Annotated in this window: 8 protein-coding genes; 7 read left to right on the forward strand and 1 reads right to left on the reverse strand. The window is 72.4% G+C overall.

What is annotated here, in order from left to right:
• The first annotated feature begins 252 nt into the window (after positions 1-252).
• The 7 genes from rplU (at position 253) to ACSU53_RS20955 (ending at position 10337) form a co-directional block, all read left to right on the forward strand.
• Complete coding sequence (rplU, locus tag ACSU53_RS20925) at positions 253-573, forward strand: 50S ribosomal protein L21 (protein ID WP_006132815.1); 321 nt, start codon at positions 253-255, stop codon at positions 571-573.
• 14 nt (positions 574-587) lie between these two features.
• Positions 588-842, forward strand: coding sequence for a 50S ribosomal protein L27 (gene rpmA / locus ACSU53_RS20930; RefSeq protein ID WP_164333991.1), 255 nt, complete (start codon positions 588-590; stop codon positions 840-842).
• A 108-nt stretch (positions 843-950) separates the two neighbouring features.
• Entirely contained in the window at positions 951-2396 is a 1446-nt protein-coding gene (gene obgE, locus ACSU53_RS20935; RefSeq protein WP_437029899.1) for a GTPase ObgE, read from the forward strand.
• A gap of 310 nt (positions 2397-2706) precedes the next feature.
• Entirely contained in the window at positions 2707-4260 is a 1554-nt protein-coding gene (locus tag ACSU53_RS20940; RefSeq protein ID WP_437029901.1) for an alkaline phosphatase D family protein, read from the forward strand.
• Between the two features lie 832 nt (positions 4261-5092).
• Positions 5093-6589, forward strand: a complete 1497-nt coding sequence (locus ACSU53_RS20945) for a D-ribitol-5-phosphate cytidylyltransferase (protein ID WP_437029903.1) — start codon at positions 5093-5095, stop codon at positions 6587-6589.
• A 145-nt stretch (positions 6590-6734) separates the two neighbouring features.
• Positions 6735-8840 (forward strand): hypothetical protein, encoded by a 2106-nt coding sequence (locus tag ACSU53_RS20950; protein WP_437029904.1) that lies wholly within the window; start codon positions 6735-6737, stop codon positions 8838-8840.
• A gap of 270 nt (positions 8841-9110) precedes the next feature.
• Positions 9111-10337 carry a glycosyltransferase family 2 protein gene (locus ACSU53_RS20955; RefSeq protein ID WP_437029906.1) on the forward strand — a complete coding sequence of 409 codons (1227 nt, stop codon included), beginning with the start codon at positions 9111-9113 and terminating at the stop codon, positions 10335-10337.
• Between the two features lie 300 nt (positions 10338-10637).
• On the opposite strand, the gene ACSU53_RS20960 is transcribed toward ACSU53_RS20955, so the two are convergent.
• Positions 10638-12683, reverse strand: a complete 2046-nt coding sequence (locus ACSU53_RS20960; protein ID WP_437029908.1) for a hypothetical protein — start codon at positions 12681-12683, stop codon at positions 10638-10640.
• Positions 12684-12710: the final 27 nt, after the last annotated feature.

The raw sequence follows: 12710 nt of genomic DNA on the forward strand, positions 1-12710 counted from the left end.
GGCCCTGGCCGTCCGCGCGCCGCGGACCGTGCGCGGATCGCGGCGGACCGTGCGCGGGTCCCGCCCCCCGGGGCCCGGTTTGACCCGCCCCGCCCCGCCCCGTAACCTTGACCGTCGGCGTGTCGCCTGACCCGCCACATCCCCGTAAACCTCTTCCTTCCGGGTGCCGCGGTGCCCGGAAGAGGTCGTCCGTGTCCATGCCGGGCGGCTGGCCTGCGGGGGTGCCGTTCTTCGAGCGAAAGAGAGATCCGCGTGTACGCCATCGTGCGCAGCGGTGGTCGCCAGCACAAGGTTGCTGTCGGCGACATCGTTGAGGTTGACAAGATTTCCACCGCCAAGGTGGGCGACACGGTCGAGCTCTCGACCCTGCTCGTCGTCGACGGCGACTCCGTGACCAGCGACCCCTGGGTGCTGGCCGGCATCAAGGTCCAGGCCGAGGTCGTGGACCACCACAAGGGCCAGAAGATCGACATTCTGCGCTACAAGAACAAGACCGGCTACCGCCGTCGTCAGGGCCACCGCCAGCAGTACACGGCGATCAAGGTCACTGAGATCCCCGCGGCTGCGAAGTAAGGGACTGAGGAGAGATGGCACACAAGAAGGGCGCATCGTCCACCCGGAACGGTCGCGACTCGAACGCCCAGCGGCTCGGCGTGAAGCGCTTCGGCGGTCAGGTCGTCAGCGCGGGTGAGATCCTGGTCCGTCAGCGCGGCACCCACTTCCACCCCGGCGCCGGCGTCGGCCGTGGCGGCGACGACACCCTGTTCGCGCTGCTGCCGGGTGCCGTGGAGTTCGGCACCAGCCGTGGCCGCAAGGTCGTGAACATCGTTCCGGTCGCCTGATCGGACAGCTTGCGCGAGGCGGACCTCACTTCCCCCGGCGGGAAGGCGGGTCCGCCTTTCGCGTGTTAAGACAAGACACTCACCGGACGTCTCTGGAGGCACCCCACCATGACCACCTTCGTGGACCGCGTCGAGCTCCATGTCGCCGCGGGTAACGGAGGCCACGGCTGTGCCTCCGTCCACCGTGAGAAGTTCAAGCCGCTCGGCGGACCCGACGGCGGGAACGGCGGACGCGGCGGCGATGTGATCCTCACCGTCGACCAGTCCGTGACGACCCTCCTGGAGTACCACCACTCGCCGCACCGCAAGGCCACCAACGGCAAGCCCGGCGAGGGCGGCAACCGCAGCGGCAAGGACGGCCAGGACCTCGTGCTGACGGTGCCGGACGGCACCGTCGTCCTCGACAAGGCGGGCAACGTGCTCGCCGACCTGGTCGGGCAGGGCACCTCCTACGTCGCCGCCCAGGGCGGGCGCGGCGGGCTCGGCAACGCGGCCCTCGCCTCCGCGCGGCGCAAGGCCCCCGGCTTCGCGCTGCTCGGTGAGCCGGGCGACCTGCGGGACATCGTCCTGGAGCTCAAGACCGTCGCCGACGTGGCCCTGGTGGGGTATCCCAGCGCGGGCAAGTCCTCCCTCATCTCGGTGCTGTCGGCGGCCAAGCCCAAGATCGCCGACTACCCGTTCACCACGCTGGTGCCCAACCTCGGTGTCGTCACCGCCGGGTCGACGGTCTACACGATCGCCGACGTGCCCGGCCTGATCCCGGGCGCCAGCCAGGGCCGCGGGCTCGGACTGGAGTTCCTGCGGCACGTCGAGCGGTGCAGCGTGCTCGTGCACGTGCTGGACACGGCCACCCTGGAGTCCGACCGCGACCCCGCCTCCGACCTGGACGTGATCGAGGAGGAGCTGCGCCAGTACGGCGGCCTCGGCGACCGGCCCCGGATCGTGGTCCTCAACAAGATCGACGTGCCCGACGGCAAGGACCTAGCCGAGATGGTCCGGCCGGACCTGGAGGAGCGCGGCTACCGCGTGTTCGAGGTCTCCGCGGTCGCCCACACGGGCCTGAAGGAGCTGTCGTTCGCCCTCGCCGACCTGGTGGGCCGGGCACGCGCCGCCCGGCCGAAGGAGGAGGCGACGCGGATCGTCATCCGTCCCAAGGCCGTGGACGACGCCGGGTTCACCGTCACCCGTGAGGAGGCCGGCGGCGAGCCGCTGTTCCGGGTGCGCGGCGAGAAGCCCGAACGCTGGGTGCGGCAGACCGACTTCAACAACGACGAGGCCGTCGGCTACCTGGCGGACCGCCTCAACCGCCTCGGTGTCGAGGAGGAGTTGATGAAGGCCGGCGCCCGCCCCGGCGACGGCGTGGCCATCGGCCCCGAGGACAACGCGGTCGTCTTCGACTGGGAGCCGACGGTGATGGCCGGCGCCGAGATGCTCGGCCGCCGGGGCGAGGACCACCGCCTGGAGGCGCCCCGCCCGGCCGCCCAGCGCCGCCGCGACCGCCAGGCCGAACGGGACGAGGCCGAGCGGGAGTACGACGGCTTCGAGCCCTTCTAGGGCGGGCCCCGCCCCCCGGGGCACGGCGGAGAGCCCGCCCTCCCCGGTCTCCCGGGGGCGGAGGGCCCGCCCTCCGCGGCCTCCCGAGGGCGGAGAGCCCGCCCTCAGCGGCTTCCCGGTCCCGGGGGCGGGTGTCGCCCGCCGCTCACTCGCGTGACCCGTCGTGGCAACGGACCGTTCCCGTGCCGCGGCGGGTTTTCCGTTGTCCGGCTCCTTGTCATGAACGCGCACCGTTGCGTTCAGCGGGCGGACCGCCCCGACGGCGACCTTCCCCTTGTCCACGAGGGAGACGAGGCAAGGGAGTTCGCCGATGCCCGGAGCACTGCAGCCCGACCGCCGACGCGTCCTGACCGCCGGTGCCGCCGTCCTCGGCGCCGCGGCCTCCGCCCAGATCTGGGTGCCGGAACCCGCCCGCGCGGCGGTGCCCCTGCGGTTGCCCGACGGAGTGTTCACCCTAGGCGTCGCCTCCGGCGACCCGCTGCCCGACGGGGTCGTGCTCTGGACCCGCCTGGCCCCCGACCCGCTGCACGGCGGCGGCATGCCCGACCGCCGGGTGCCCGTGGAGTGGCAGGTCGCCGCCGACGACCGGTTCACGCGGATCGTGCGCCGGGGCACCGCGCAGGCGCGGCCCGCGTTCGGGCACAGCGTCCACGTCGACGTGCGCGGCCTGCGCCCCGGCACCCCGTACTGGTACCGCTTCCGCACCGGCGGGCAGGTCTCGCCCGTCGGCCGCACCCGCACCGCCCCCGCCCCGCACGCCGCCGGCGGACGGCTGCGGATGGCCCTGGCCTCCTGCCAGAACTGGCAGCACGGCTACTTCACCCCGTACGCCGACATGCGGGACCAGGACCCCGACGTGGTGGTCTTCGTCGGCGACTACATCTACGAGTCGGGTCCGTCCGCGACCGGCGTGCGGCGGCACGAGGGGACGGGCGAGCCGTACGGCCTGGAGCAGTACCGCAACCGGTACGCCCAGTACCGCTCGGACCCGGACCTGGCGGCGATGCACGCCCACGCGCCCTTCGTGGTCACCTTCGACGACCACGAGGTCGACAACGACTTCGCCGGACAGATCCCCCAGGACCCCGGCGCCCAGCCGCACGACGCGTTCGTCGCCCGGCTGACCGCGGCCTACCGGGCGTACTACGAGCACATGCCGGTCCGCGCCACCGCCGTGCCCGACGGGCCGAGCATCCGCATGTACCGGCGGCTGGAGTTCGGGCGCCTCGCCCGGCTGAACGTGCTGGACACCCGCCAGTACCGCAGTGACCAGGCGACCGGCCGGGAAGGGGCCGAGGACCCGTCGCGGACCATGCTCGGCGCCACGCAGAAGCGGTGGCTGGTGGAGGGCCTGCGCCGCTCGCCCGCCCGCTGGAACCTGATCGCCTCCCAGATCATGATGGCCGAGACGGACCTGCGGCCCGGCCCCGGCAAGCTCTGGTACTACGACGCCTGGGACGGCTACCAGGCCGAACGCAACGCCCTGCTGCGGGAGTTCCGCCGGGTGGCGAACCCCGTGGTGCTCACCGGCGACCGGCACCTGACCATGGTCAGCGACCTGAGGACCGACTTCGCCGACCCGCGCTCCCCGGTCGTCGGCGCCGAGTTCGTCGGCACCTCCATCTCCAGCAACGGAGACCAGGACCAGGCCGCGTTCCGTGCCCAGTGGGACCCGCGCCGCCCGGACAACCCGCACTGGAAGCTGCTCGACGCCCAGCGCGGCTACCACCTGTTCGACATCCGCCCCGACGGGATCGACGCCCGTGTGCGGGTCGTGGACACCGTGCTGCGCCCGCGGGCCGTCCCGCGCACCCTGGCCCGGCTCCGGGTCGACGCGGGCCGGCCCGGCGTCCGCCTGCTGTAGCGGCAGCGGCAGCGGCGCGGTGGCGCAGCGGCGGGCCTGCCGGCCGAACGGTCCGGCAGGCCCGCCGGGACGGGACGCCCGGGGCGCCCGGGACGTGACATCGTCCGCAGCCGTCCCTGTCGTCCCTTGCCGTCCCCCGCCGTCGTCGCCTCGGGCTCCGCCGTCCTCCGTCGTCCCCGCCGCACCACGGGCTGGCCGGCCCCGCACGACGCCCGCGCACCGCATTCCCGCGCCCCGCGCACCACCGCAAGCCCGGTCCCGCCCGCGCTCCGCACCCCGCGCCCCGTACCGCCCGCCCGCACCCGTGCCCGCCGTGCCGTGAGCCCGGGACCGCCCCGCCGCGGTCCCGGGCTCACGGCGTGGGAGCGGGCCCGCCGCACCCGGCGGGGGCCGAAAAGCTGCCGGATGCTAATAAATGAATTGCGCGGCAAAAGGGGCACGCCGCGAGTCGCATTCCACCCCGGGGCCGGACGGGCCGCCAGCAGGGTGTATGAAGAACTGGTGCACCAGGCCTTCGCGGCGGGACGTGAAGATCCCGCACCCCCGCGCCCACCGTCCGTCACCGTACGGCTACCGTCCCCCCTGCTCGACGGCCGTTCGGGAACACCGGCCGTGGTGCCCTCACGGGTGTCACACGCGTCAATCGAATGACTGTTGTGTACTTACTCACAACAATTCACCGAAGGTTCCGGGCAACCGTCACCGGCGGCCAGGGGTCTTCAGTGAATGACGGGTTGCGTGCAGATATGCGGCGGGGATCGCTCGCCTTGCACTGCGGTTACCCGGAGTGGGACCATTTCGAAGTTCCCTGTCGCCCCGAGGTAGGTCACCTGTGTCCCAGCACATAGCCAAGCCCCGTACCACCGCAGTGATCCTGGCCGGCGGTACCGGTCAGCGCGTGGGTCTGTCGATCCCCAAGCAGCTGCTGAAGATCGCCGGCAAGGCAGTCATCGAGCACACCCTGACCACTTTCGAGAAGGCCGACTCGATCGACGAGATCATCGTTCTGATGGCGCCGGGCTACGTGCCCGACGTCGAGCGGATCGTCGCCAAGGCCGGGTTCACGAAGGTCACCAAGGTCATCGAGGGCGGCTCGACGCGGAACGAGACGACCGAGCGCGCCATCTCCGCGCTCGGTGAGGGGCTGGCCGAGGGCGAGGACCTCAACGTCCTGTTCCACGACGCGGTGCGCCCGCTGCTGTCGCAGCGCGTCATCGACGACTGCGTGGCCGCGCTGGAGCGCTACCAGGCCGTCGACGTGGCGATCCCGTCCGCGGACACGATCATCGTCACGCGCACGCACGGCGAGGACGGCGAGTTCATCACCGAGATCCCGGACCGCTCCCGGCTGCGCCGCGGCCAGACCCCGCAGGCCTTCAAGCTGTCGACCATCCGCCGCGCCTACGAGGTCGCCTCCGGCGACCCCAACTTCCAGGCCACGGACGACTGTTCCGTCGTGCTCAAGTACCTGCCCGACGTGCCGATCCACGTCGTGGCGGGCGACGAGTACAACATGAAGGTCACCCAGCCGGTCGACGTCTTCATCGCCGACAAGCTGTTCCAGCTGGCGTCCACCGCCACGCCCGAGCAGAACGGCGAGGAGACCTACCGCAGGCTGCTCAGCGGCAAGACCCTGGTCGTCTTCGGCGGTTCCTACGGCATCGGCCAGGACATCGCGCGGATGGCCGAGGGCTACGGAGCGACCGTGTACGCGCTGGGCCGCTCCACCACCGGCACCCACGTCGAGAACCCGGAGGAGGTCGACGACGCGCTGTCCAGGGCGTACGCCGAGACCGGGCGCATCGACTTCGTCGTCAACACGGCGGGCGTGCTGCGCATCGGCAAGCTGGCCGAGACCGACAACGCCACCATCGAGGAGGCGCTGAAGGTCAACTACCTGGCCCCGGTGCAGATCGCCCGGTCCGCGTACAAGTACCTGGCCGAGACCAAGGGGCAGCTGCTGCTGTACACCTCCAGCAGTTACACCCGCGGGCGCGCCGAGTACAGCCTCTACTCCTCGACCAAGGCCGCGATGGTGAACCTCACCCAGGCCCTGTCCGACGAGTGGGCCGGCGAGGGCGTCCGGGTGAACTGCGTCAACCCGGAGCGCACCGCCACTCCGATGCGGACCAAGGCGTTCGGCCAGGAGCCGGCGGGCAGCCTGCTCTCCTCCGAGGCGGTGGCCCGCACCTCCCTCGACGTGCTGCTCTCCGAGCTCACCGGCCATGTCATCGACGTGCGCCAGCAGGACCCGACGGCGGGTGCCCAGCGGGCGTCCGGCTTCGAACAGGCCCTGGCCTCGGTGCTGGACCGTCAGGACGGCGTGTAATAATTGCTCGCAAATAGGCTCCGGTAATTCAGGCCCCTGCGGTCTCCCGTAAACACAACGGGGTTTCGCGGGGGCCTGAATCCGTCCTTCATGAAATAACCACAGGCACAGAACCGGAACTCCCCCTCCAAGAGCAGGTTTCCCCGTGATAACCACTGCTATTCGCGTCGCCCGGGTGGGCAGCGCGGCAGAACTGGCCGCCGCGGTCCTCATGTTGCTGGGTTATCCCGGCCTCATGGTGGCCGCGCTCGTCCCGAGCGTGCCCGCCTTCGCGGCGGCGGCCGCCGTCACGTACCTGGCGGACCACTATCTGCACCTCAAGGGCAGCTACCTGATCAACCGCCTCGGCAAGGTGCGCGCCGGGCTGCCGATCCGCTTCCTGATCAGGCAGCTGCTGCTGGTCCTGCTGCTGGCCCGCCTCGACCTCGCGGACAACCTGATCTACTACGGGGCGATCGCCTGCTTCATCGCCTTCTACGGTCTCCAGGCCGCGCAGGGCGCGCTCAGCACGCTGATCCGCAACCGGCGCCGCATGCCCGTCGCCACCCGCAACGTCGACTTGGCCGCCCGCATCCGCATCCCGGACGCGCCGCCGCAGCTGCTGCTGAACCGCTCCGGCGAGAAGATGCTGCACCTCGACCTCGCGGCGGTCGTGGGCATACTGGCGGCCGCCCAGCTCGACGCGTCGTTCATCGGTTTCGTCGGCATCGCCGCCACGGTCGTCCTCAGCGCCCTGTACGTGCTGGTGCTGGTGCCGTACCTGCGCAGCGGACGGATCCCGCCGAACGCCGACCGGGTGCTCGAGGCGCTCGACGACTGGCTGGGGGAGTACCGGCCCGAGACGGTGCTGTACTTCTCCGGTTCCAGGGACTCCGCCTACCAGGTCAACATGTGGCTGGAGACCATGGAGCAGCTGGACACGCGTCCGATGATCATCCTGCGTGAGCGCGTGATATTGGAGAAGCTGGCCCCGACCACGGTCCCCGTCGTCTGCGTGCCCGGAGGGGTGCACCTGATGAACATGGACCTGTCCACGGTGCGGGTGGCGCTGTACGCGGCCAACGTCGGCAAGAACATCCACCTGCTGCGCGTGCCCACCATGAAGCACGTCTTCATCGGCCACGGCGACAGCGACAAGATCGCCAGCGTCAACCCGTACAGCAAGGTCTACGACGAGGTGTGGACCGCCGGCCGGGCCGGCCGCGACCGCTACGCCATCGCCGACGTCGGTGTCCGCGACGACGACATCGTCGAGGTCGGCCGCCCCCAGCTGGCGCCGATCCAGACCTGGCAGGGCCCGCCCGCCGACCGCATGCCGACGGTCCTGTACGCCCCCACCTGGGAGGGCTGGGACGACAACCCGGGCAACACCTCGATCCTGCTGGCCGGCGAGAACATCGTGCGCGAGCTGATCCGGGCCGAGCCCGCGGTCCGGGTCCTGTACAAGCCGCACCCCTTCACCGGCACCCGCAGCCCGCGGGCGAAGGCCGCCCACCAGCGGATCACCGCGCTCGTGGAGAAGGCCGCCGCCGAGCGGGCCGCCGACCCGCGCTTCACCGCCGACGCCTCCGCCCAGGCGCGGGCCCGGGCGGACCTGGCGCGGATCGAGGCCCGGCTGGCGGAACTCACCGCCGGCGGTGACCGGGGCGACGAGGCCGAGATCACCCGCGACGCCCTGGTCGACATGGTCCGGCACGAGGAGACCGCCCGGCTGCGCGCCGAGTGGAACGCCGCCTACTGGCGCTCCTTCCCCGACTGGGAGCACCGCGTCATCACCGGCGCCGAGCCGCGCCTGTACGACTGCTTCAACGTCTGTGAGGCGATGGTCTCCGACATCTCCAGCGTGGTGTCCGACTTCATCGCGAGCGGCAAGCCGTACGCGGTCACGGACTCCGCCGAGCTGGGCACGGAGGAGTTCAAGCGGCAGAACACGGCGGTGCGGGCCGCGGTGATCCTCACCAACGACGCGGCCGGCCTGGAGGAGCTCCTCGACGCCGTCCGCAACCCCTCCGCCGACCCGCTGGCCGAGGACCGGCGGGAACTCAAGCGCTACCTGCTGGGCCCGGACGAGCCGCCGTCCATCACCCAGTTCAACACCGCGGTGGCGCAGCTCGCGCTGAAGGCCGAGACGCGCAACCTCGGCCAGCAGTCCCGGGTCACCACCGGGGGACCCGACGTCGAGATGGCGGACGCGGTCCCGGTCCAGCGGGCGACCGCGAACGGCGACGCGGACGACGTCGCCGCGGGCTGACCGGCCGGCAGCCAACAGGGCCCGGCCCGAAGGGGAGTTGCTCCTCTTCGGGCCGGGCCCTTCGTCGTTCCCGCCCGGCCTCGCGCCCGTGCACCGCCGCCGGCGACGACCACGTGTGACGTGCGGCACGGAAACAGGGGTGCGAGGCAACCGCCCTCCTCGAACTCCCGTCTTGCAGGTAGCGAATGCAGTGATACGGGGGAAATGTTCCATTGATGAGGGGGAAGTCATGAGGGGGAAGTCATGAGGGGGAAGTCGTGAGGGGGGAACGTGACCGTGGCGCAGCCTGATGTCAGCGTGGTCATCGGGGCGTACGAAGCGATGCCGTATCTGGTCGAGTGCCTCGCCTCGGTGGAGGCACAGACCATCGCACCGGAGCGCATCGAGGTCATCGCCGTCGACGACGGATCGACGGACGGCACGGGGGAGTACCTGGAGGAGTTCGCGAGCCGGGCGCCCATGCCGGTGACCGTGGTCCGGCAGCAGAACTCGGGCGGGCCGAGCGGCCCGCGCAACGTCGGCCTGGCCCGGGCGACCGGCCGCTACGTCTTCTTCCTGGACGCCGACGACCGGCTCGGCACCGAGGCCCTGGAGCGGATGGTCGCCCTGGCCGACCGGGCGGGCACCGACGTCGTCCTGGGCCGGGTGGAGGGCGTCAACCGCAACGCGCCGAAGTCCATGTGGGGCAGGACCCTGGAGCGCACCGACGTGCACTCCTCGCGCATCAAGTACACGCTCAGCGCACAGAAGTTGTTCCGCCGCGCCCTGCTCGACCGGCACGGCATGCGGTTCGACGAGTCGCTGTTCACGGGCGAGGACGCCCTGTTCACCATGGAGGCGTACCTGCGGGCGGACGGCGTGTCCGTGCTCGCCGACTACACCTGCTACTACCTGGTGGGCCGCGAGGACGGCAAGCACGTGACGAAGAGCGGGAGTTACACCCTGCGCTTCGACTCCGCGCGCATGCTGATGAACCTGATCGCCGACCTGGTACCGGAGGGGCCCCGGCGCGACGAGCTGATGCTGCGGCCCTTCACCATCACCCTGCTGCCCCAGTTCGGGCCCCGGTTCCTCAAGGACACCGACCAGGTGCGCCGGCACAAGCTGGAGCTGGCCCGGCCGATGACGGACGTCCACTTCACCGAGGGCGTCGCCCGGCGGCTGAAGGTCGAGGAGCGGCTGCGGCTGCACCTGGTGGCGGAGCAGCGGCTCGAACCGCTGCTGGACGTCGTGGAGTTCGTCCGGGCCAAGCGGCCGGCGCCGGCCGTGCTGGAGCGGCGGGGCCGCCGCGTGTACCTGGCGTACCCGCACTTCCGCGACCGCTTGGCCGGCGTGCCGGACGCCGTCTACCTCGCGGGCCCCCGGGAGGCGCGCGCCGTGCCGGGCTACCGGGAGGACACCGACGACACCCCGCTGCGCCGCGTGCTGCGCCGGACCCGCCGCCTGCTGTCCACCGGGGCGAAACCCGCCCGGGACCACACCACGGCGGCGGCGTGACCGGAGCGGGAAGCACCCGACGGGCGGACCGGGCCGGCCGGGGGTGCGGGCCGGTGCACACGGCCCCGCACACGGCCCCGCGCCCGGCCCGGCGGGCGGTCCCGGGGCCGTACCCGGGCCGGGCGGACGCGCACGGTGCACACGGCCCTCAGGGCGCCGCGGCCGCCGTGCGGGCCGGGTCGCCGCGGCCGGACGACGCGGGCCCGTGCGACGGCACGGGCCCGGACCCCCGGCGGCGCTGCGGCCCCCGTCCCCGGGCCGCAGCGCCGCGGTGGCACCCGCCCGCCCGGGCGGGCCGCCTCAGACGGTGGCCTGCGGCTGCGCGGCCGACTGACCGCGCTGGGCGGGGAGTTCGGCGATGAGGCGCTGGACGGTGCGCGCGCGGTGCTCCTCCGCGGCCTTGCACAGGGCCTGCACGGCGTCGTCGAAGCGCTGCTGGGAGCTCGGCTCGGCCGGGCCGAGCAGGCGCACCTTCAGCTCGGCGCGGGCCGCGGCCAGCTCGTCGAGCTCCGGGTTGCGCACCGACTCCAGCAGGGCCGGGATCCCGGCCGCGTCCGGCGTCAGCACCGTCGCCGCCACCACCGTCGGGAACGCGTGCCGGAACGCCTCCTCGGACAGCCCGCTGGTGTTGGCCACGGCGTACGGCTTCTCGCTGGCCAGGAAGTCGCTGATCACGCTGGAGACGTCGCTGATCAGCAGGTCGGCCACGTCGAAGCAGGAGTACAGCGCGGGGCGGACGTCCGTGACGATCTGGTGCTCCCACTCCGGCAGCGACGCCCAGTACGCCTCCTCCCAGGCCGCCGTCGTGCGCGCGACCGCCTCGGCCCGGCCGGGCTCGGGCGCGGACTGCGCCAGCATCCGCTCCACCTGGTCGGCGGAGTCGCGGTACGTGGCGGCGGTCAGCCGGTCCAGCTCGCCGGTCAGCCGGGCGAGTTCGCCCGACGGCGCGGGGCGCGGCCCGGAACGGCGGCGGTTCGCGGCCCGGATCAGCTCCCGGATGCGCAGGTCGGCGGCGCCCGCCCGGGGGTCCACCGAGCCGGTCAGCGGGTGCGGCTTGTACAGCAGCCGGACCCCCGGGTCCGCGAGCAGCGCCCGCACCAGGTTCTCCCCGGCCTCGACCACCGACGTGTTGCCCGGGTTGCCGTCCCAGCCCTCCCAGGTGGGGGCGTACAGCACGGTCGTGTACGTCCCGGTGGGCGGGCCCGCGTACGGCCGCACGGCGTCCAGCTGCGGCCGGCCGATCTCCACCACGTCCTTGTCCTCCACGCCGACCTCGGCCAGCGCGTACCGCTCGCGCGCCGCCGGACCGGCCACCCACACCTCGTCGTACGCCTTCGCGTAGGGGTTGCAGGAGGACAGCTTGTCGCTCTCGCCGTGGTTGACGAACGTGTTCTTGATCGTCGGGATGCGCAGCACCTGCGAGGTCTTGCCGGAGTTGGACGGGTGGATGAGGACCTGGAGCGTGGACTGCTCCAGCCGCATCAGCGTGGACACCTTGGGCAGGCACACGATGGGGATGTCGGTCGGCGCGAGCTTCGGCACCATGAACCGCTCACGGAGGATGATCACCGGCCGGGCGTCCAGCTTGGCGATCGGTTCCAGCCACATGTTCGCCTGGTACGCGGAGGAGAGACCGCCGGAGAAGTACAGGCCGACCGTCGGCCGGTACTCGGCCAGCCAGGCGTCGAACCAGTCGAGCACCTCCTGCTCGCCCGCCGGCCGCCGCCCGGGCAGCAGCCGGACCAGGAGCATGCCGAGGCCGGTCAGTCCCAGCAGCACGGACAGGGCCACACCGGCCTGCGCGACCCACCCGGGGGCGCCGTCCACCGCGGTGGAGGCGAGCCCGGCCGTGGCGGGCAGCCCGAACGTCAGCAGCCGGTGGCCGGGGCGGCGCAGCAGGGTGGCCGGTGCGGGCGACAGCCGCAGCGCGGAGGCGTCGATGTTGCGGGTCACCACGGGCAGCGTGCGGGTCCGGCGGACCAGGACGGACACCGCCTGGATGGCGCAGTGCAGGGCGTAGAAGACGAGCAGGCCCGCGACCAGCGGTGCGTACGCCGCCTCCCGGTCCTGCTCGTCCAGCCGGAGCAGGCCCACCACCAGCAGCAGATCGCGCAGCACGTGCCGGACGGTGACGTCCGCGTGGGACTTGGCGAAGAACGTCAGCAGGTGGGGCTGCCAGCGGTGGAGCAGGCCCTCCACCGCCAGGGACACGGCGGTCGCGCCCAGCAGCAGCGGTGCGTGCGGCAGCAGCGCACCGGCTGCCTGCGCGACGACGGCGGCCGCCGGGACGGCGAGGAGGAGGAGCTTGGCGGCGGTGTGCCGCCGTGGGGACGAGGGTTCGGGCACTGCGGTCACTCCAGGGTTGTCGCAGGA

Origin of the sequence: Streptomyces sp. enrichment culture, from assembly GCF_964273255.1 — a bacterium.
In the GTDB taxonomy this organism is placed as follows: domain Bacteria; phylum Actinomycetota; class Actinomycetes; order Streptomycetales; family Streptomycetaceae; genus Streptomyces.

What these genes read in the sequence shown, in the direction of transcription:
- rpmA (WP_164333991.1), top strand. Translation starts at nt 588, where the DNA reads ATGGCACACAAGAAGGGCGCATCGTCCACCCGGAACGGTCGCGACTCG.
- obgE (WP_437029899.1), top strand. Translation starts at nt 951, where the DNA reads ATGACCACCTTCGTGGACCGCGTCGAGCTCCATGTCGCCGCGGGTAAC.
- ACSU53_RS20940 (WP_437029901.1), top strand. Translation starts at nt 2,707, where the DNA reads ATGCCCGGAGCACTGCAGCCCGACCGCCGACGCGTCCTGACCGCCGGT.